Origin of the sequence: Streptomyces sp. NPDC094032, assembly GCF_040303965.1 — a bacterium.
In the GTDB taxonomy this organism is placed as follows: Bacteria; Actinomycetota; Actinomycetes; order Streptomycetales; family Streptomycetaceae; genus Streptomyces.
In genome coordinates, this window is record NZ_JBEOUE010000020.1 from 106,744 (window position 1) to 126,048 (window position 19,305).

The 19,305-nt window shown below is 71.6% G+C and carries 18 protein-coding genes; 1 reads left to right on the forward strand and 17 read right to left on the reverse strand.

The window, feature by feature from the left end; genetic code table 11:
• Positions 1-4: 4 nt before the first annotated feature.
• The 7 genes from ABTZ54_RS25710 to pyrR form a co-directional block, all read right to left on the reverse strand.
• A complete protein-coding gene (locus tag ABTZ54_RS25710) occupies positions 5-1,114 on the reverse strand; it encodes a quinone-dependent dihydroorotate dehydrogenase (RefSeq protein WP_351667350.1) in 1,110 nt (369 codons plus the stop codon).
• A gap of 80 nt (positions 1,115-1,194) precedes the next feature.
• The gene (gene carB / locus ABTZ54_RS25715) at positions 1,195-4,503 is read right to left on the reverse strand and encodes a carbamoyl-phosphate synthase large subunit (RefSeq protein ID WP_351667352.1); all 3,309 of its coding nucleotides are present in this window, start codon (positions 4,501-4,503) and stop codon (positions 1,195-1,197) included.
• Positions 4,496-5,638 carry a glutamine-hydrolyzing carbamoyl-phosphate synthase small subunit gene (gene carA, locus ABTZ54_RS25720; protein WP_351667354.1) on the reverse strand — a complete coding sequence of 381 codons (1,143 nt, stop codon included), beginning with the start codon at positions 5,636-5,638 and terminating at the stop codon, positions 4,496-4,498. Before carA ends, carB begins: the two co-directional genes overlap by 8 nt.
• On the reverse strand, positions 5,635-6,219 hold the full coding sequence (locus ABTZ54_RS25725; protein WP_351667356.1) for a PH-like domain-containing protein: 585 nt from the start codon (positions 6,217-6,219) through the stop codon (positions 5,635-5,637). The genes carA and ABTZ54_RS25725 overlap by 4 nt, the downstream gene beginning before the upstream one ends.
• A complete protein-coding gene (locus ABTZ54_RS25730) occupies positions 6,216-7,502 on the reverse strand; it encodes a dihydroorotase (protein ID WP_351667358.1) in 1,287 nt (428 codons plus the stop codon). The genes ABTZ54_RS25725 and ABTZ54_RS25730 overlap by 4 nt, the downstream gene beginning before the upstream one ends.
• A 5-nt stretch (positions 7,503-7,507) precedes the next feature.
• Positions 7,508-8,488 carry an aspartate carbamoyltransferase catalytic subunit gene (locus ABTZ54_RS25735; RefSeq protein WP_351667360.1) on the reverse strand — a complete coding sequence of 327 codons (981 nt, stop codon included), beginning with the start codon at positions 8,486-8,488 and terminating at the stop codon, positions 7,508-7,510.
• Positions 8,489-8,570: 82 nt separating this feature from the next.
• Positions 8,571-9,143 (reverse strand): bifunctional pyr operon transcriptional regulator/uracil phosphoribosyltransferase PyrR, encoded by a 573-nt coding sequence (gene pyrR, locus ABTZ54_RS25740; protein WP_351667362.1) that lies wholly within the window; start codon positions 9,141-9,143, stop codon positions 8,571-8,573.
• Positions 9,144-9,387: 244 nt separating this feature from the next.
• Between pyrR and bldD the strand changes: the two genes are divergently transcribed.
• Positions 9,388-9,888 (forward strand): transcriptional regulator BldD, encoded by a 501-nt coding sequence (bldD, locus tag ABTZ54_RS25745; RefSeq protein ID WP_046907471.1) that lies wholly within the window; start codon positions 9,388-9,390, stop codon positions 9,886-9,888.
• 207 nt (positions 9,889-10,095) lie between these two features.
• On the opposite strand, the gene nusB is transcribed toward bldD, so the two are convergent.
• The 10 genes from nusB to mltG form a co-directional block, all read right to left on the reverse strand.
• Positions 10,096-10,533, reverse strand: a complete 438-nt coding sequence (gene nusB / locus ABTZ54_RS25750; RefSeq protein ID WP_351667364.1) for a transcription antitermination factor NusB — start codon at positions 10,531-10,533, stop codon at positions 10,096-10,098.
• A 2-nt stretch (positions 10,534-10,535) separates the two neighbouring features.
• Positions 10,536-11,102: an elongation factor P gene (gene efp, locus ABTZ54_RS25755; protein WP_351667366.1), complete on the reverse strand. Its 567-nt coding sequence runs from the start codon at positions 11,100-11,102 to the stop codon at positions 10,536-10,538.
• 48 nt (positions 11,103-11,150) lie between these two features.
• On the reverse strand, positions 11,151-12,257 hold the full coding sequence (locus ABTZ54_RS25760; protein WP_351667368.1) for an aminopeptidase P family protein: 1,107 nt from the start codon (positions 12,255-12,257) through the stop codon (positions 11,151-11,153).
• A gap of 64 nt (positions 12,258-12,321) precedes the next feature.
• Positions 12,322-13,134, reverse strand: a complete 813-nt coding sequence (locus ABTZ54_RS25765; RefSeq protein WP_351667370.1) for an AAA family ATPase — start codon at positions 13,132-13,134, stop codon at positions 12,322-12,324.
• A 137-nt stretch (positions 13,135-13,271) separates the two neighbouring features.
• Positions 13,272-13,718: a type II 3-dehydroquinate dehydratase gene (gene aroQ, locus ABTZ54_RS25770; protein WP_351667372.1), complete on the reverse strand. Its 447-nt coding sequence runs from the start codon at positions 13,716-13,718 to the stop codon at positions 13,272-13,274.
• Positions 13,715-14,809, reverse strand: a complete 1,095-nt coding sequence (gene aroB / locus ABTZ54_RS25775) for a 3-dehydroquinate synthase (RefSeq protein ID WP_351667374.1) — start codon at positions 14,807-14,809, stop codon at positions 13,715-13,717. The genes aroQ and aroB overlap by 4 nt, the downstream gene beginning before the upstream one ends.
• Positions 14,806-15,324, reverse strand: a complete 519-nt coding sequence (locus tag ABTZ54_RS25780; protein ID WP_351667376.1) for a shikimate kinase — start codon at positions 15,322-15,324, stop codon at positions 14,806-14,808. The genes aroB and ABTZ54_RS25780 overlap by 4 nt, the downstream gene beginning before the upstream one ends.
• Positions 15,321-16,505, reverse strand: coding sequence for a chorismate synthase (gene aroC / locus ABTZ54_RS25785; protein WP_351667378.1), 1,185 nt, complete (start codon positions 16,503-16,505; stop codon positions 15,321-15,323). Before aroC ends, ABTZ54_RS25780 begins: the two co-directional genes overlap by 4 nt.
• Positions 16,506-16,693: 188 nt before the next feature.
• Entirely contained in the window at positions 16,694-17,521 is an 828-nt protein-coding gene (locus ABTZ54_RS25790) for a shikimate dehydrogenase (protein WP_351667380.1), read from the reverse strand.
• Entirely contained in the window at positions 17,521-19,302 is a 1,782-nt protein-coding gene (gene mltG, locus ABTZ54_RS25795) for an endolytic transglycosylase MltG (protein WP_351667382.1), read from the reverse strand. Before mltG ends, ABTZ54_RS25790 begins: the two co-directional genes overlap by 1 nt.
• Positions 19,303-19,305: the final 3 nt, after the last annotated feature.

Here is a 19,305-nt window from a genome sequence, read left to right on the forward strand (position 1 = left end):
TCGGTCACTTCGCGTCCTTCCGGTGGTCGGCGCCGACGGCCTCGGCGAGGGTGGCGTACGGGGAGGCGGCCAGCCGCGCGGCCAGGCCCTTGTTGATGGCGCGGGCGTAGAACGGGCCCTCGTAGATGAAGGCGCTGTAGCCCTGGATCAGGGTGGCGCCCGCGAGGATCCGCTGCCAGGCGTCCTCGGCGTTCTCGATGCCGCCGACGCCGATCAGGACGATCCGGTCGCCCACGCGCGCGTAGAGGCGGCTCAGGACCTCCAGGGAGCGCTGCTTGACGGGGGCGCCGGACAGGCCGCCGGTCTCCTTGATCAGCGCGGGGTCGGAGGTCAGGCCCAGGCCCTCGCGCGCGATGGTGGTGTTGGTGGCGATGATGCCGTCGAGACCGAGCTCCAGGGCCAGGTCGGCGACGGCGTCCACGTCCTCGTCGGCGAGGTCGGGGGCGATCTTGACCAGGAGCGGGACGCGGCGGCCGGTGACGGAGCGGTCGGCGGCCTCGCGGACGGCGGTCAGGAGCGGGCGCAGCGACTCGGTGGCCTGGAGGTTGCGCAGGCCCGGGGTGTTCGGCGAGGAGACGTTGACGACCAGGTAGTCGGCGTGGCCGGCGAGCCGCTCGGTGGACTTCACGTAGTCGGCGGCGGCCTCGGCCTCGGGGACGACCTTGGTCTTGCCGATGTTGACGCCGACGACGGTCCGGAAGACCGGGTTGCGGGCCGCGAGGCGGTCGGCGACGGCGGCGGAGCCCTCGTTGTTGAAGCCCATGCGGTTGATCAGGGCGCGGTCCGGGACGAGCCGGAAGAGGCGCTTCTTGGGGTTGCCGGGCTGGGCCTCGCCGGTGACGGTGCCGATCTCGACGTGGTCGAAGCCGAGCATGGCCATGCCGTCGATGGCGACGGCGTTCTTGTCGAAGCCCGCGGCGAGGCCGAAGGGGCCATGCATCCGCAGGCCCAGGGCCTCGGTGCGCAGCTCCTTGCGGCGGGGGGCGAGGACGGCCGCGACGAGGGTGCGCAGGACCGGGGTGCGAGCGGCCAGGCGGATCCAGCGGAAGGCCAGGTAGTGGGCCTTCTCGGGGTCCATCCGCTTGAAGAACAGGGTGAAGAACAGCTTGTACATTCGTCCGAAATATCCTTCTGCGCTCATGAAGAGGGGGACACCGCGGGTGTTGCCGGTGTCCCCCTGCTTCGTACGGGCTGCTAGTCGCGGGCCGCGGTCAGGTGTTCCGCGTGCTCCTGGAGCGAGCGGACGCCCACGTCGCCGTGGTTGAGGGCGTCGATGCCCTGGACCGCCGCCGCCAGCGCCTGGACCGTGGTCAGGCAGGGGACGGAGCGGGCCACCGCCGCCGTACGGATCTCGTAGCCGTCGAGGCGGCCGCCGGTGCCGTACGGGGTGTTGACGATCAGGTCGACCTGGCCGTCGTGGATGAGCTGGACGATGGTCTTCTCACCGTTCGGCCCCTCGCCCTCGGACTGCTTGCGCACGACGGTGGCGTTGATGCCGTTGCGCTTGAGGACCTCGGCGGTGCCGGAGGTGGCCATCAGCTCGAAGCCGTGGGCGACGAGCTCACGGGCCGGGAAGATCATCGAGCGCTTGTCGCGGTTGGCGACGGAGATGAAGGCGCGGCCCTTGGTGGGCAGCGGGCCGTAGGCGCCGGCCTGCGACTTGGCGTACGCCGTGCCGAAGACCTTGTCGATGCCCATGACCTCGCCGGTGGAGCGCATCTCCGGGCCGAGGACGGTGTCCACGCCGCGGCCGTGGATGTCGCGGAAGCGCGACCACGGCATCACGGCCTCCTTGACGGAGATCGGCGCATCCAGCGGCAGGGTGCCGCCGTCGCCGGTCTTCGGCAGCAGGCCCTCGGCGCGCAGCTCGGCGATGGTGGCGCCCAGCGAGATGCGGGCGGCGGCCTTCGCGAGCGGCACGGCGGTCGCCTTCGAGGTGAAGGGGACCGTGCGGGAGGCGCGCGGGTTGGCCTCCAGGACGTACAGGATGTCGCCGGCCATCGCGAACTGGATGTTGATCAGACCGCGCACGCCGACGCCCTTGGCGATGGCCTCGGTGGAGGCGCGCAGGCGCTTGATGTCGAAGCCGCCGAGGGTGATCGGGGGCAGGGCGCAGGCCGAGTCGCCGGAGTGGATGCCGGCCTCCTCGATGTGCTCCATGACACCGCCGAGGTAGAGCTCCTCGCCGTCGTAGAGCGCGTCGACGTCGATCTCGATGGCGTCGTCGAGGAAGCGGTCGACCAGGACCGGGCGGGTCGGGGAGATCTCGGTGGACTCGGCGATGTACGCCTCCAGGCGCGCCTCGTCGTAGACGATCTCCATGCCGCGGCCGCCGAGCACGTACGAGGGGCGTACGAGGACGGGGTAGCCGATCTCGTCGGCGATGGCCTTGGCACCGGCGAAGGTGGTGGCGGTGCCGTGCTTCGGCGCGGGCAGCCCGGCGTCGGCGAGCACCTGGCCGAAGGCGCCGCGGTCCTCGGCGGCGTGGATGGCCTCCGGGGAGGTGCCGACGACCGGCACGCCGTTGTCCTTGAGCGCCTGGGCGAGGCCCAGCGGGGTCTGGCCGCCGAGCTGGACGACGACACCGGCGATCGGGCCCGCGAGGGACTCGGCGTGGACGATCTCCAGGACGTCTTCAAGCGTCAGCGGCTCGAAGTACAGGCGGTCGGAGGTGTCGTAGTCCGTCGAGACGGTCTCGGGGTTGCAGTTGACCATCACGGTCTCGTAGCCCGCGTCGCTGAGCGCGAAGGAGGCGTGGACGCAGGAGTAGTCGAACTCGATGCCCTGGCCGATGCGGTTCGGGCCGGAGCCCAGGATGATCACCGCGGGCTTCTCGCGCGGCGCGACCTCGGTCTCCTCGTCGTACGAGGAGTAGAAGTACGGCGTCTTCGCGGCGAACTCGGCGGCGCAGGTGTCGACCGTCTTGTAGACCGGGCGGACACCGAGGGCGTGCCGGACCTCGCGGACGACGTCCTCGCGCAGGCCGCGGATCTCGGCGATCTGCTGGTCGGAGAAGCCGTGGCGCTTGGCCTCGGCGAGCAGCTCCGGCTCCAGCTTCTCGGCGGAGGCCAGGTCGTCGGCGATCTCCTTGATGAGGAAGAGCTGGTCGACGAACCAGGGGTCGATCTTGGTGGCCTCGAAGACCTCCTCGGGGGTGGCGCCCGCGCGGATGGCCTGCATGACGGTGTTGATGCGCCCGTCGGTGGGGCGGACGGCCTCGCGGAGCAGCTCGGCCTTGTCGCCGGTCTCGCCGGTGAAGGCGAACTGCGAGCCCTTCTTCTCCAGCGAGCGCAGGGCCTTCTGGAGCGCCTCGGTGAAGTTGCGGCCGATCGCCATGGCCTCGCCGACCGACTTCATGGTCGTGGTCAGCGTGGAGTCGGCGGCCGGGAACTTCTCGAAGGCGAAGCGCGGGGCCTTGACGACGACGTAGTCGAGGGTCGGCTCGAAGGAGGCCGGCGTCTTCTCGGTGATGTCGTTGGGGATCTCGTCCAGCGTGTAGCCGACGGCGAGCCGGGCCGCGATCTTCGCGATCGGGAAGCCGGTGGCCTTGGAGGCGAGCGCGGAGGAGCGGGAGACGCGCGGGTTCATCTCGATGACGATGATCCGGCCGTCGGTCGGGTCGATCGCGAACTGGATGTTGCAGCCGCCGGTGTCGACGCCGACCTCGCGGATGATCGCGATGCCGATGTCGCGCAGCCGCTGGTACTCGCGGTCGGTCAGCGTCATCGCCGGGGCGACGGTGATCGAGTCGCCGGTGTGGACGCCCATCGGGTCGAAGTTCTCGATGGAGCAGACGACCACGACGTTGTCGTTCTTGTCGCGCATCAGCTCCAGCTCGTACTCCTTCCAGCCGAGGATGGACTCCTCCAGGAGCACCTCGGTGGTCGGGGAGAGCGTCAGGCCCTGGCCGGCGATGCGGCGCAGCTCCTCCTCGTCGTGGGCGAAGCCGGAGCCGGCGCCGCCCATGGTGAAGGAGGGGCGCACGACGACGGGGTAGCCGCCGAGGGTGTCGACGCCCTTGAGGACGTCGTCCATGGAGTGGCAGATGACCGAGCGGGCGGACTCGCCGTAGCCGATCTTGGCCTTGACGGCCTCGACGACGCCCTTGAAGAGGTCGCGGTCCTCGCCCTTGTGGATGGCCTCGACGTTGGCGCCGATGAGCTCCACGCCGTACTTCTCCAGGACGCCCTGCTCGTGCATGGAGATCGCGGTGTTGAGCGCGGTCTGGCCGCCGAGGGTGGGCAGGAGGGCGTCGGGGCGCTCCTTGGCGATGATCTTCTCGACGAACTCGGGGGTGATCGGCTCGACGTACGTGGCGTCGGCGATCTCCGGGTCGGTCATGATCGTGGCCGGGTTGGAGTTCACCAGGATGACCCGCAGGCCCTCGGCCTTGAGGATGCGGCACGCCTGGGTACCGGAGTAGTCGAACTCGGCGGCCTGGCCGATGACGATCGGGCCGGAGCCGATGACCAGGACGGACTGGATATCGGTGCGCTTAGGCACGCTCGGCCTCCATCAGGGATACGAAGCGGTCGAAGAGGTACGCGGCGTCGTGCGGGCCCGCGGCCGCCTCGGGGTGGTACTGGACGGAGAAGGCCGGCTGGTCGAGCAGCTGGAGGCCTTCCACGACGTCGTCGTTCAGGCAGACGTGGGAGACCTCGGCGCGCCCGTAGGGCGTCTCGGAGACCTTGTCGAGCGGCGCGTCGACGGCGAAGCCGTGGTTGTGCGCGGTGATCTCGACCTTGCCGGTGGTGCGGTCCTGCACCGGCTGGTTGATGCCGCGGTGGCCGTACTTCAGCTTGTACGTGCCGAAGCCGAGCGCGCGGCCCAGGATCTGGTTGCCGAAGCAGATGCCGAAGAGCGGGGTCTTGCGGGCGAGGACGCCCTGCATGACGGAGACCGCGTGGTCGGCGGTGGCCGGGTCGCCCGGGCCGTTGGAGAAGAACACGCCGTCGGGCCGGACCGCGTAGACGTCCTCGACGGTGGCGGTGGCGGGCAGCACGTGCACCTCGATGCCGCGCTCGGCCATCCGGTGCGGGGTCATGCCCTTGATGCCGAGGTCGACGGCGGCGACGGTGAACTTCTTCTCGCCGATCGCGGGGACGACGTACGTCTCCTTGGTGGCGACCTCGGCGGAGAGGTCGGCGCCCTTCATCTCGGGCGCCTGGCGGACCTCGGCGAGCATGGTGCCCTCGTCGGGGAGCGCGCTGCCGGAGAAGATGCCGACGCGCATGGCGCCGCTCTCGCGCAGGTGGCGGGTGAGGGCGCGGGTGTCGATGCCCTGGATGCCGACGACGCCCTGCTGCCGCAGCTCCTCGTCGAGCGAGCGCTGGGCGCGCCAGTTGGAGGAGACGCGTGCGGGGTCGCGGACGACATAGCCGGAGACCCAGATGCGGGCCGACTCGGGGTCCTCGTCGTTGACGCCGGTGTTGCCCACGTGCGGGGCGGTCATCACGACGACCTGGCGGTGGTACGACGGGTCGGTGAGGGTCTCCTGGTAGCCGGTCATGCCGGTGGAGAACACGGCCTCGCCGAAGGTCTCCCCCACGGCCCCGTAGGCGCGGCCGCGGAAGATGCGGCCGTCCTCCAGGACGAGTACGGCGGGAACCTTGGCAGCTCCCCTGGTGGAGGTCGTCATCGTGCGGTGCCTTCCGTCGTGCTTGCGTGGTTCGAGGAGCTCGTGGAGCTCATGGAGTTGATGGCCTCGACCCAGGCGGCGTGGTCGGCCGCGCGGTCGGAGCGGAAGCCGGAGTCGAGCGGCGTGTCGCCGTGCTCCCAGGTGACGACCAGCAGGCCGCCCTCGGTGAGGACCTTGCCGGCGATGCCCTTGTCGAGGCGGGCCTCGCGCAGGGCGGCGGCCGGGATGAAGAAGTCGTTCGCCCCGGGGCGTACGACCGCGATGCCCTGGTCCGTCAGGGTGAGCTCGGCCCGGCTGCGGACGCCCAGGCCGTGGGCGACGATCCGGTCGAGCCACTGTCCCGCGGTGGTGGAGCCGTGGTAGCGGCCGGCCAGCGTGAGCCTCGCCTCACCGGGCTCGGCGGGCGGCTCGGGCAGGGCCGGGAGGCCGGACTGGAGGCTGCCGCGCCACTTCCATCCCTGGCGCATCAGCCAGTAGACGAAGACGACGAAGACCAGCAGTCCCGCGACCCAGCCGAGGCGGCCGGCCCAGTCGGTGACCTCGGCCGACTTCTGCTCGGCCAGTTGAATGAGTGGTGTCACGCCAGCTTCCCGTCGACGAGCGTTGCGCGGCCCCGCAGGAACGTGTGGGTGACGCGCCCCGGAAGCTCGCGGCCCTCGTACGGGGTGTTGCGGCTGCGGGAGGCGAAGGCGGCGGGGTCCACGACACCACGGTAAGCCGGATCGACCAGCGTCAGGTTCGCGGGCTCACCTGCCGAGACGGGGCGGCCGTGCTCCTTGGCCTGCCCGATGGCGGCGGGCTTGACGGACATCCGGTCGGCGACGCCGGCCCAGTCGAGCAGCCCGGTCTCCACCATCGTCTGCTGGACGACGGACAGCGCGGTCTCCAGGCCCACCATGCCCATGGCGGCGGCGGCCCACTCGCAGTCCTTGTCCTCGTGCGGGTGCGGGGCGTGGTCGGTGGCGACGATGTCGATGGTGCCGTCTGCCAGGGCCTCGCGCAGGGCCAGGACGTCCCGCTCGGTGCGCAGCGGCGGGTTCACCTTGTAGACCGGGTTGTACGACCGTACGAGCTCGTCCGTCAGGAGGAGGTGGTGCGGGGTGACCTCGGCGGTGACGTCGATGCCGCGGGACTTGGCCCAGCGGACGATCTCGACGGATCCTGCCGTGGAGAGGTGGCAGATGTGCACGCGGGAGCCGACGTGCTCGGCGAGCAGAACGTCCCGGGCGATGATCGACTCCTCGGCGACGGCCGGCCAGCCGCCCAGACCGAGCTCGGCGGAGACGACGCCCTCGTTCATCTGGGCGCCCTCGGTGAGGCGGGGCTCCTGGGCGTGCTGGGCGACGACGCCGCCGAAGGCCTTCACGTACTCCAGGGCGCGGCGCATGATCACGGCGTCGTCGACGCACTTGCCGTCGTCGGAGAAGACGGTGACACCGGCGGCGGAGTCGTGCATGGCGCCGAGCTCGGCCAGCTTCTTGCCCTCCAGGCCGACGGTGACGGCGCCGATGGGCTGGACGTCGCAGTAGCCGGACTCCTTGCCGAGGCGCCAGACCTGCTCGACGACACCGGCGGTGTCGGCGACCGGGTGGGTGTTGGCCATGGCGAAGACGGCCGTGTAGCCGCCGGAGGCGGCGGCGCGGGTGCCGGTGAGCACGGTCTCGGAGTCCTCGCGGCCCGGCTCGCGCAGGTGGGTGTGGAGGTCGACGAGGCCCGGCAGCAGGATCTGCCCCTCGGCCTCGATCACCTGGGCGCCCTCGGCCGACAGGCCGGTGCCGACCTCGGCGATGGTCTCGCCGTCGATCAGGACGTCCTGCGCCTCGCCGCCGAGCACCTTCGCACCACGGATCAGGATCTTGCTCATGGGGTTCAGTTCTCCTCGGTGCGGGGGGTGGCGGTGGCGGCGGGCTCGTAGCCGCCGAGCAGCAGGTAGAGGACGGCCATGCGGATGGAGACGCCGTTGGCGACCTGCTCGACGACCGTGCAGCGGTCGGAGTCGGCGACCTCGGCGGTGATCTCCATGCCGCGGACCATGGGGCCGGGGTGCATGACGATGGCGTGCTCGGGCATCTTCGCCATCCGCTCGCCGTTCAGCCCGTAGCGGCGCGAGTACTCGCGCTCGGTCGGGAAGAAGGCGGCGTTCATCCGCTCGCGCTGCACACGCAGCATCATCACCGCGTCGGACTTCGGCAGCACACTGTCGAGGTCGTACGAGACCTCGCAGGGCCAGCTCTCCACGCCGACGGGGACCAGCGTGGGCGGGGCCACCAGGGTGACCTCGGCGCCGAGGGTGTGCAGCAGGTCGACGTTGGAGCGGGCGACCCGGCTGTGCAGGACGTCGCCGACCAGCGTGATGCGCTTGCCCTCCAGGTCCTTGCCGAGTCCGGTGTCGCGGCCGACCAGGCGGCGGCGCATGGTGAAGGCGTCCAGCAGGGCCTGGGTGGGGTGCTGGTGGGTGCCGTCGCCCGCGTTGATCACCGGGGCGTCGATCCAGCCGGAGGTGGCCAGGCGGTACGGGGCGCCGGAGGCGCTGTGCCGGATGACGACCGCGTCGACGCCCATCGCCTCCAGGGTCTGCGCGGTGTCCTTGAGCGACTCGCCCTTGGAGACGCTGGAGCCCTTGGCCGCGAAGTTGATCACATCGGCGGAGAGGCGCTTCTCGGCGGCCTCGAAGGAGATCCGGGTCCGCGTGGAGTCCTCGAAGAAGAGGTTGCAGATCGTGCGGCCGCGCAGGGTCGGCAGCTTCTTGATCGGCCGGTCGGCCACCCGGGCCATCTCCTCGGCGGTGTCGAGGATGAGGACGGCGTCGTCGCGGGTGAGGTCGGCGGCCGAGATGAGGTGACGCATCATCGGGGTTTCTCTCCGGGGTGGGGAGGGTGAGGGCATACGGGTGCGCAGGGCTGTGCCCCGGACCCGTCGGGGGCCGGTCCGGCTAGGAGGCGGGCTTGCTGCCGAGCAGCACGGTGTCGCGACCGTCCTCCTCGGCGAGCTGGACCTTGACCGTCTCCCGCAGCGACGTGGGGAGGTTCTTGCCGACGTAGTCGGCGCGGATCGGAAGCTCGCGGTGGCCGCGGTCGACGAGGACGGCGAGCTGGACCGCGCGGGGGCGGCCGATGTCGCCGAGGGCGTCGAGGGCGGCGCGGATGGTGCGGCCGGAGAAGAGCACGTCGTCGACGAGGATCACCAGGCGGCCGTCGATGCCGTCACCCGGGATCTCGGTGCGGCCGAGGGCGCGCGCCGGCTTCATCCGCAGGTCGTCGCGGTACATCGTGATGTCGAGGGAACCGACCGGGACCTTGGCGCCGGTGATCGCCTCCAGCTTCTCGGCGAGCCGGCGGGCGAGGAAGACGCCGCGGGTCGGGATGCCGAGGAGGACCACGTCGTCGGCGCCCTTGGCGCGCTCGACGATCTCGTGGGCGATGCGGGTCAGGACCCGCGCGATGTCCGGGGCCTCGAGAACGGGCCGGGCATCGGTCTGCTGCTGTGCCTGCTGCTGTGCGTCCATATGAAACGGACCTCCTTCTCCGCCTCACGGGACGGACCTTAAAGGACGTCGGAATTGCGGCATCCACGTTACCAGGGGCGGGCGGGTGCCCTGCTCACCACCCTCGCGCCACTCCGGGCGCCGTCCCCCGGGAGAGGTCGGTATGGACCATTCGGCTTGACGGGAGAGTGTCACGCTGCGTAACCTCACAGTGAGTTACCAGCCGCGCGGCGCCGCCGCAATCGTCACAGCGTCCGGGAGCGTTATGTCCAGCGAATACGCAAAGCAGCTCGGGGCCAAACTCCGTGCGATCCGCACCCAGCAGGGCCTCTCCCTCCACGGTGTGGAGGAGAAGTCCCAGGGCCGCTGGAAGGCGGTCGTGGTCGGTTCGTACGAGCGCGGCGACCGCGCCGTGACCGTGCAGCGTCTTGCCGAGCTCGCGGACTTCTACGGGGTCCCGGTGCAGGAGCTGCTGCCGGGCACCACGCCGGGCGGGGCCGCCGAGCCGCCGCCGAAGCTGGTCCTGGACCTGGAGCGCCTCGCCCACGTCCCCGCCGAGAAGGCCGGCCCCCTCCAGCGCTACGCGGCGACCATCCAGTCGCAGCGCGGCGACTACAACGGCAAGGTGCTGTCGATCCGCCAGGACGACCTGCGCACCCTCGCCGTGATCTACGACCAGTCCCCCTCGGTCCTCACCGAGCAGCTGATCAGCTGGGGCGTCCTGGACGCGGACGCGCGCCGCGCCGTCGCCCACGAGGACAACTGACCCCTCGGGGGTCGGAAGCCTCGTATCAGCGCAGAAACGTGCCGCCGGGCCCCCGGGAGTCGCTCCGACTCCCGGGGGCCCGGCGCTTTCGTACCAGCCTCCTGACGCCCCTCTGGGGGACGCGAGCCCGCCGGTACGGCGAAGGGGCCCGCAGCACCGAGTGCTGCGGGCCCCTTCGACTGCCGTACGGACGGCTGCGGGAGCGGACTAGGCGTCCGCGTCCCGGCGCAGGCGCGGCTTCAGGTCCTTGAAGCGCGCGAGCAGACCGTTGACGAAGGAGGGCGACTCGTCCGTGGAGAACTCCTTGGCGAGCTGCACCGCCTCGTCGATCGCCACCGCGTCGGGGGTGCCGTCCTCCCAGATCAGCTCGTACGCGCCGAGGCGCACGATGTTCCGGTCGGCGACGGGCATCCGGTCGAGGTCCCAGTCCACCGCGTAGGTCGCGATGAGCTCGTCGATGCGGGCCACGTGCGACGCGTACCCCTCGACCAGCTGCATGGTGAAGTCGTTGACCGGCGGCTGGTGGTCGTCCGACCGGGCGAGCCGGACCTGGTCCGCGAGGACCTCCTGGACCGAGGTACCGCGCTGGTCGGCCTCGAACAGGATCTGGAAGGCCCTCCTGCGGGCCTTGCTCCGGGCGGCCACGGTTAGCTGTTCACCCGGCCGAGGTAGGCGCTGGAGCGGGTGTCGACCTTGACCTTCTCACCGGTGGTGATGAAGAGCGGGACCTGGATCTCGTGGCCGGTCTCCAGGGTGGCGGGCTTGGTGCCACCGGTGGAGCGGTCGCCCTGGACACCCGGGTCGGTGTGCTGGATGGTCAGCTCGACGGCGGCCGGGAGCTCGACGTAGAGCACCTCGCCCTCGTGCTGCGCGACCGAGGCGCTGAAGCCCTCGATGAGGAAGTTGGCGGCGTCGCCGACGTTCTTCCGGTCGATGTGCAGCTGGTCGTAGGTCTCCATGTCCATGAAGACGAAGTACTCGCCGTCCATGTAGGAGAACTGCATGTCACGGCGGTCGATGGTGGCGGTGTCGACCTTCGTACCAGCGTTGAAGGTCTTGTCGACGACCTTGCCGGAGAGCACGTGCTTGAGCTTGGTGCGCACGAAGGCCGGGCCCTTGCCGGGCTTGACGTGCTGGAACTCGACGACGGACCAGAGCTGGCCCCCGTCGAGCTTGAGCACCATGCCGTTCTTGAGGTCGTTCGTGGAAGCCACGGTTGCGGAATCTCCTGGACTGACGTGGACCTGGGAGGCGTACGCGCCCTACAGCGCGAGCAGCTCCTTGGTCGTGATGGTGAGTAGCTCGGGTCCGCCGTCCGCCTCCTGGCGTACGACGAGCGTGTCATCGATCCGGACCCCGCCCCGGCCCGGGAGGTGGACCCCCGGTTCGACGGTGACCGGCACACAAGCGTCCAGTTTACCCATGGCCGCGGGTGCGAGCTGCGGGTCCTCGTCGATTTCCAGGCCCACACCGTGCCCGGTGAGGGGTGCGCCGACGTCACCATGGCCCGCCGCGACGAGAATCTGCCGGGCCGCGCGGTCGATGTCGCGGTACTCCGCGCCGGGTGCGAGGGCCTCCCGGCCGGCCCGCTGAGCGGCGAAGACGACGTCGTACAGCTCGATCTGCCAGTCGGCGGGAGTGGTCCCGATCACGAAGGTACGACCGATCTCGCAACGGTATCCGCGATAGTTCGCCCCCAGACAGACGGAGAGGAAGTCCCCTTCCTCGACCCGTCGGTCGGTGGGCCGGTGCCCGGCCCGCCCGGAGTGCGGCCCGGTGGCCACCGAGGTGGGGAAGGCGGGGCCGTCGGCGCCGTGGTCGACGAGGCGCCGCTCCAGCTCCAGGGCGAGGTGGCGCTCGGTCCTGCCGACCAGGATCGACTCCAGGAGCTCGCCGAGGGCCTGGTCGGCGATCTCGGCGGCGATCCGCAGACAGGTGATCTCGTCCTCGTCCTTGACGATCCTCAGCTGCTCCACGGCGCTCGCCAGATCGGCGAGGCGCACGCCGGGCGCGACGGAACCCATCGCCCGGTGCCGGGCGACGGTCAGATGGTGCTCCTCGACGGCGAGGGCGTCCGCCCCGGCCTTGCGGACGAAGTCGACGGCCGCGACCGCCGGGTCCCCGCCGCCGGTGGGCAGCAGCAGCTGGCGCAGCAGCTCGTCGAGCCGCCCGTCGGCCGGATCGGCGCCCGGGGCGGTCGGGCAGAGCAGCACGTCCTCCTCGGGGCCGAGCAGCAGCACGGCCCCGGCGGGCGAACCGCCGCTGAGATAGCGGACGTTGGCGGGGCGGGAGACCAGGGCCGCCGGGCTGCCCGCGGCCGCGCACCGATCGCGCAGTCGCATCCGGCGGTCCGCATACACCTCTGACATGTTCCGAGCGTACGAGCGGCCGCTCGACCTGGCCTGTTCAGCGGGTCCGACCGGGGCGGGTCCGTCAGCCGGCCGGCGGGCTCGCGATGGCGCGGGCCAGGACGTCGTCCAGGACCCGGGCGGTGGTCTCCACGTCGTACGTCGAATTGTCGATGATCGGCAGTCCTGAGCCGTACCAGCCGGCCATCCGGCCGTGGATGGCCGCGACCTCCTCGTCCGACAGGCGCCGGTTGCCGCTGCGCTCGGCGTTGCGCTCCAGGACCACGTCGAGGCCGGGCAGCAGGACGACGGGGAGCAGCCCGGGGCCGACATGGCGCTTCCAGCCGCCGAGGCCGACGACGGGCCAGTCGGGGAAGACGGCGTCGTCGAGGATGCAGGAGATGCCGTTGGCGAGGAAGTTGCGGGCGGAGAAGCCGCAGGTGCGGCGGGCGAGGCGGTACTGGGCCTCGGAGTTCTCGTTCCACCCGGCCTGGGGGTCGGCGAAGCCGGAGCACACCCATTCGCGCACGTCGTCGAGGCTGATGTGGGCGGTCGGGACGCGTCGGCGGCGCGCCCAGTGGCGGGCGACGGTGGTCTTTCCGGCGCCGGCCGGGCCGATGAGCAGCACGGCGAGCGTGGCGGTCCCGGTGCCGGTCACCACGGGCGGCATCGGCGGATGGGCGGTGACGGGGGCGCTGGTCCAGCCGGGCGCGGGCGGCGGGCCGTGCGGCGGTCCCGGCGGCGGCGCGCCCTGCGGGGCGGGGTACGGGTAGGGGTGCTGCTGCGGGGCGGGCGGAACGGGAGGTGGCGCGCCCTGAGCGGCGCCGGGGGCGTGCGCCCAGGCCGAGGGGTCGGCGGGCTGGTGCGGTGGCGACGGAGCCCCCATGCCGTGCTGCATCCCGGTGCCCACTCCGTCCCGTACCCCTTTTGCTTCCACTGTTGCCGGAACGTTACCGCCCCCGGCTTCCCGAGGGGAAACGGCCGGGGGCGGTACGAGGTCCCCGACGGGGCTCTCGTTCGACGTTCAGGCGGTGCTCAGGCGGTCGTCTCCTCCGCGAGCGCGCGCAGGGCGAGCCGGTAGGAGCCGATCCCGAAGCCGGCGATGGTGCCGGTCGCCACGGCCGCGACGACCGAGGTGTGCCGGAACTCCTCGCGGGTGTACGGGTTGGAGATGTGCACCTCGATGAGCGGCGCGGTGCGCTGGGCGGCCGCGTCGCGCATCCCGTACGAGTAGTGCGTGAACGCGCCGGGGTTGAGCACGACCGGGAGCGAGCCGTCCGCCGCCTCGTGCAGCCAGCGGATCATCTCGCCCTCGTCGTTGGTCTCGCGCACCTCGACGTCGAAGCCCAGCTCCTCGCCGAGGCTCCGGCAGGAGTCCACCAGGCCCTTGTAGGAGGTGGCGCCGTAGATGTCGGGCTCACGGGAGCCGAGCCGGCCCAGGTTCGGACCGTTGAGGACGAGGACCCGGCGCGGTTCGCTCACGCGGACACCTCGCCGTAGGCGGCGATCAGGACGGCCGGGTCGGGGCCCTCCAGGACGGTCGGCTTGCCGATGCCGTCGAGGACGATGAAGCGCAGCAGGTCGCCGCGGGACTTCTTGTCGACCTTCATGGTCTCCAGCAGCTTGGGCCACTGGTCGCCGCGGTAGGTGAGCGGCAGCCCGACCGACTCCAGGACGGCGCGGTGCCGGTCGGCGGTGGCGTCGTCGAGGCGTCCGGCGAGCCGGCCCAGCTCGGCGGCGAAGACCATGCCGACGGAGACGGCGGCGCCGTGGCGCCACTTGTAGCGCTCGTTCTTCTCGATCGCGTGGGCGAGGGTGTGCCCGTAGTTGAGGATCTCGCGGCGGCCGGCCTCCTTGAGGTCGCCGGAGACGACCTCGGCCTTGACCTGGATCGACCGCACGATGAGCTCGGCGGTGTGCGGTCCTGCCGGGGTGCGGGCGGCCTGCGGGTCCCCCTCGATCAGGTCGAGGATGACCGGGTCGGCGATGAAGCCGGCCTTGATGATCTCGGCGAGCCCGCTGACGTAGTCGTGCACCGGCAGCGAGTCGAGCGCCGCGAGGTCGCAGAGCACACCGGCCGGCGGGTGGAAGGCGCCGACGAGGTTCTTGCCCTCGGCGGTGTTGATGCCGGTCTTGCCGCCGACGGCCGCGTCGACCATCGCGAGCACGGTGGTGGGCACGGCGATCCAGCGCACGCCCCGCAGCCAGGTCGCGGCGACGAAGCCGGCCAGGTCGGTGGTGGCGCCGCCGCCGACACCCACGATGATGTCGCTGCGGGTGAAACCGGTCTGGCCGAGCGCCTTCCAGCAGTAGGCGGCGACCTCGGCGGTCTTCGCCTCCTCGGCGTTGGGCACCTGGATGGCCACGGCCTCGTAGCCCTGGTCCGCGAGGTCCGCGCGCAGCGCCTCGCCCGTCTCGGCGAGCGCCTCGGGGTGGATCACGGCCACCCGCTTGGCGCCCGGGCCGATGAGGGTGGGGAGCTCGCCCAGCAGCTGCCGGCCGACCAGCACCTCGTACGGATCGGTGCCCGCCGAGCCGCCGACCTGGATCCGGGTCACCTTCTGGTCCGTCATACGTCCTTCAACTCCAGTGCGTCGAGAATCGCCTCGGCGACCTCTTCGGGCGTGCGGTCGTCGGTGGCGACGACGGCGCTCGCGACTTCTTCGTACAGATGGCGGCGCGCGTCCATCAGCTCGCGCCACTGGCGGCGCGGGTTGACCGCGAGCAGCGGGCGCGCGGCGCCGAGCCCGACGCGGCGGACCGCCGCCTCGACGTCCATGGAGAGGTACGCGACGGGCAGCGGCCCGAGCAGGGCGCGGGTGCCCGGGTCGAGCACGGCGCCGCCGCCGAGCGCGAGGATGCCCTCGTGCTCGGCGACCGCGGTGCGGACGGCTTCCCGCTCCAGGGCGCGGAAGTGCTCCTCGCCGTCCTCGACGAAGATGTCGGAGATCTCGCGTCCCTCGGCGGCGACGATGTCGGCGTCGGTGTCGCGGTAGGCGGCACCGAGCCGTCCGGCGAGCAGCGCGCCCACCGTGGACTTGCCGGAGCCCATCGGGCCGACGAGGACGACCAGCGGGCCGCCGGTCACCGGATGTGGAGGTTGTCGAGGTACGACCGCACGTTGCGGCGGGTCTCGGGGACGCTGTCGCCGCCGAACTTCTCCACGACGGCGTCCGCGAGGACGAGCGCGACCATGGCCTCGGCGACGATGCCGGCGGCGGGCACGGCGCAGACGTCGGAGCGCTGGTGGTGGGCCGCGGCGACCTCGCCGGTGGCGACGTCGACGGTGGCGAGCGCGCGGGGCACGGTCGCGATGGGCTTCATCGCGGCGCGCACGCGCAGCAGCTCGCCGGTGGTCAGACCGCCCTCGGTGCCACCGGCGCGGCCGGTGGAGCGGGTGATGCCGTCGGGGCCCTTGACGATCTCGTCGTGGGCCTGGGAGCCGGGCACCCGGGCGAGGTCGAAGCCGTCGCCGACCTCGACGCCCTTGATGGCCTGGATGCCCATGAGCGCGGCGGCGAGCCGGGCGTCGAGGCGCCGGTCCCAGTGCACGTGCGAGCCGAGGCCGACGGGCACGCCGTAGGCGAGCACCTCGACGACGCCGCCGAGGGTGTCGCCGTCCTTGTGGGCCTGGTCGATCTCGGCGACCATCGCCTTCGACGCGTCGGCGTCGAGGCAGCGCACCGGGTCGGCGTCCAGCTTCTCGACGTCGGCGGGGGTCGGGTAGACGCCGTACGGGGCCTTGGCGGCGGCGAGCTCCACGACGTGGGAGACGATCTCGATGCCGGCCGCCTCCTTCAGGAAGGAGCGGGCGACGGCGCCGAGGGCGACCCGGGCGGCGGTCTCACGGGCGCTGGCGCGCTCCAGGATCGGCCGGGCCTCGTCGAAGCCGTACTTCTGCATGCCGGCCAGGTCGGCGTGGCCGGGGCGGGGCCGGGTCAGGGGCGCGTTGCGGCCCGTCTCCTTGAGCTCCGCGGGGTCGACGGGGTCCGCCGACATGACCTTCTCCCACTTGGGCCACTCGGTGTTGCCGACCATGACGGCCACCGGGGAGCCGAGCGAGAGGCCGTGGCGGACTCCGCCGAGGAAGGTGACCTCGTCCTGCTCGAACTTCATCCGGGCGCCGCGCCCGTAGCCGAGGCGCCGCCGCGCGAGGTGGTCGGCCACCAGTTCCGTGGTGACCGGCACGCCTGCGGGAAGTCCTTCGAGGGTTGCAACCAGCGCGGGTCCGTGGGACTCCCCCGCCGTCAGCCAACGCAGCCTGCTCAACGATGCTCCTCATGCTCGCGCCTGGGCTCTGCTCCGGCGCGACCTGGGTGCGCGGCCCCGGTCCGCCTGCCCTGATCCTCCCACGTCCGGGCGGCTGATCGATCGCCGGTCCAGGGGTCGGGACGCATCTGTCAGGTGTCGGGTCGGGTTTCGGCCACCCCCCGTCACGAGCTCCGGAGCACGCGCCGTCAGCGCGCCGAGAGCGCCCGCTCCCCCGCCGCCCGCATCGCGGCCAGCGGCCCGGGAGCCCGCCCGGTCATCTGCTCGACCTGGAGCACCGCCTGGTGGACCAGCAGGTCGAGGCCGCCGACCACCTTGCCGCCGCGCGCCGACCAGGCGGCGGCGATCCGGGTGGGCCACGGGTCGTAGAGCACGTCGAAGAGGGTGCCGGGGGCGTCGGGCACGGCCGCCGCGAGGGCGTCCGTGGTCCCGGCCGGCGTGGTGGCGACGACCAGCGGGGCCGCGAAGGCCTCGGCGGCGTCGTCCCAGGCGGCGGTGCGCACGTCGACGCCGAGCCGCTCGCCCCAGCCGCGCATCTCCTCCGCGCGCGCCTCGCTGCGTACGTACGCGGTGACGGGCCCCGAGCAGATCACGGCCAGGGCGGCGAGCGCCGAGGAGGCGGTGGCGCCGGCGCCGAGGATCGCGGCCGAATCCACCTTCTCGACGGCCCGCTCGCGCAGGGCGGCGACGATGCCGGGGATGTCGGTGTTGTCGCCGATCCGGCGCCCGTCCTCGGTGAACACGACGGTGTTGACCGCCTCGACGGAGGCCGCCGTGTCGGTGACCTCGTCGAGCAGGGGGATGATCGCCCGCTTGAGCGGCATCGTGAGCGAGAGCCCCGCCCACGACCCGTCCAGCTCCGCCACGAACCCGGGCAGCGCAGCCTCGTCCACCTCGAACCGGTCGTAGGACCAGTCGTCGAGCCCGAGCTCCCGGTACGCGGCCCGGTGCAGCACCGGGGAGAGCGAGTGCGCGATGGGCGAGCCGAGAACGGCCGCGCGTCGTACCGTCGCCATCAGTTCTTCCTCGACTCGTTGAATTCCTTGACGAGCTTCTGGTGCTCCTCGTTCGTCTTGGTGAACTTGGAGGTCTTGCCGTCGATCGAGATGAAGTAGTACCAGCCGTCCTTCGTCGGGTTCAGCGCGCCCTCCAGCGCCTCCATCCCGGGGTTGCCGATCGGACCGGGCGGCAGGCCCTTGACGAAGTAGGTGTTGTACGGGTTGTCGAACGTCCGCAGCTCCGCGTGCGTCAGGTCGATCTTGCTCTGGTTCTTGATGTAGTTGTACGAGGAGTCGAACTGGAGCCCGCCGAAGGTCTGCGGGTTCGACGGATTGAGGCGGTTGTAGACGACCTCGGCCATCTTGCGGAAGTCTTCGTGCGAGATGCCCTCGGCCTGGACCAGGCTGGCGATCGTCACGAGCTCCCAGGGACTCTGGACGCCCAGTCCCCGCGCCTTGGCGTCCAGTTCCAGCTTCGTGTACTCCTGGTTCGCGCGGCTCACCATCTTGCGGAGCACGTCCTCGGGCTTGTTGCCCTTGGCCACCGGGTAGCTCGCCGGGAAGAGGAAGCCCTCCAGCGGGTCCTTGACGTTCTTGTGGTTCTTCGCCCAGTCGGGAAGGCCGAGCTCGTTCGCCTTCGCCTTGGCGACGCCCATCGTCGTGCCGGGGTCCAGTTCGAGCCGCTTGTCGATCTGCGCGTACACCCAGACGTTGCGGCTGCCCTCGGGGATGACGAAGTTGGACTTGCTCGCCGGGCTGAGCATCAGCGTGACCGCGCTCTCGGCCGACATCCCCTTCCTCAGGGTATAGACACCGTCCTGGATGGAGACGCCCTTGGGGTTCTTCTGCTGGGCGGAGACGAAGGCGTCGACGCTCTTGACGACCCCCGCCTTCTTCAGGATGTTGCCGATGTCGGAGCCGAGGGCGCCACGCGGGATCTCGATCTGGATGGAGCCGGTGCCCTCGCCGGCGTAGTCGGGCGCCGCGCCGAACTGGCCCTGCCAGAACTTGTAGCCGACATAGCCGACGCCGCCCACGCCGCCGCCGATGACGAGCGCCACGACCAGGCAGGCCATGCCGTTCTTGGCCTTGCGCTTGCCGTTCTTGCCGTTCTTGCCGCCCCTGCGGCCGCGAGGGCTCTCGGGCTCCTCGTCGTACTCCTCGTACGTGTCCTCGGGGGCGTCGGCGTCCTCGTGTTCGACGGCGGGGCGGCCGCGACGGCTGCGGCGGCCGCCGGGCTCTCCGGCCGGGACCGGGGCCGGGGCCTCCTCACCGGTGAAGAAGGGGTGATCCTCCTCCGGCTCCTGCTGCGCCTCCGCCTCCCAGTCGGTGACCGGCTGCTGCGGCGGGACCTGGCGGCGGCCCGGGGGCTGCGGCGGCGGGTACGCCTCGGGGGTGCCGTAGAGGTCGGGCTGCTGGCCGCCGTAGGGGTCGGCGGGCGGGGCGTTGTACTGCATCGCCGCCTGGCCGGTCTCCCAGTTGCCGTCGTACTGCTGCGCGGGATACCCGGGCGTGTCGTACCCGCCCGGGTTCCCGTACTGCTGTTCGCCGTACCCCTGTGGATAGTGCGGCTGCTGGGGCTGCTGATGCTGCTGCTGCGCCTGCTGGTAGGGATCGCCGCCGTAGGCCTGCCCGTACTGCTGCTGCCCGTACGGGTCCTGCTGTCCGTACTGCTGCTGCCCGTACTGCTGCTGCGCCTGCTGCGGATACTGCTGCTGGCCTTCCCACCCCTGGTCCCCGTACAGCGGGTCCGTGGGGTGCCACGGTTCGGAGCCTGGGCCCCGGCCATACTCAGTCATCGA

What these genes read in the sequence shown, in the direction of transcription:
- ABTZ54_RS25710 (WP_351667350.1), bottom strand. Translation starts at nt 1,114, where the DNA reads ATGTACAAGCTGTTCTTCACCCTGTTCTTCAAGCGGATGGACCCCGAG.
- carA (WP_351667354.1), bottom strand. Translation starts at nt 5,638, where the DNA reads ATGACGACCTCCACCAGGGGAGCTGCCAAGGTTCCCGCCGTACTCGTC.
- ABTZ54_RS25730 (WP_351667358.1), bottom strand. Translation starts at nt 7,502, where the DNA reads ATGAGCAAGATCCTGATCCGTGGTGCGAAGGTGCTCGGCGGCGAGGCG.
- ABTZ54_RS25735 (WP_351667360.1), bottom strand. Translation starts at nt 8,488, where the DNA reads ATGATGCGTCACCTCATCTCGGCCGCCGACCTCACCCGCGACGACGCC.
- pyrR (WP_351667362.1), bottom strand. Translation starts at nt 9,143, where the DNA reads ATGGACGCACAGCAGCAGGCACAGCAGCAGACCGATGCCCGGCCCGTT.
- bldD (WP_046907471.1), top strand. Translation starts at nt 9,388, where the DNA reads ATGTCCAGCGAATACGCAAAGCAGCTCGGGGCCAAACTCCGTGCGATC.
- ABTZ54_RS25760 (WP_351667368.1), bottom strand. Translation starts at nt 12,257, where the DNA reads ATGTCAGAGGTGTATGCGGACCGCCGGATGCGACTGCGCGATCGGTGC.
- ABTZ54_RS25765 (WP_351667370.1), bottom strand. Translation starts at nt 13,134, where the DNA reads ATGCAGCACGGCATGGGGGCTCCGTCGCCACCGCACCAGCCCGCCGAC.
- aroB (WP_351667374.1), bottom strand. Translation starts at nt 14,809, where the DNA reads ATGACGGACCAGAAGGTGACCCGGATCCAGGTCGGCGGCTCGGCGGGC.
- ABTZ54_RS25790 (WP_351667380.1), bottom strand. Translation starts at nt 17,521, where the DNA reads ATGGCGACGGTACGACGCGCGGCCGTTCTCGGCTCGCCCATCGCGCAC.
- mltG (WP_351667382.1), bottom strand. Translation starts at nt 19,302, where the DNA reads ATGACTGAGTATGGCCGGGGCCCAGGCTCCGAACCGTGGCACCCCACG.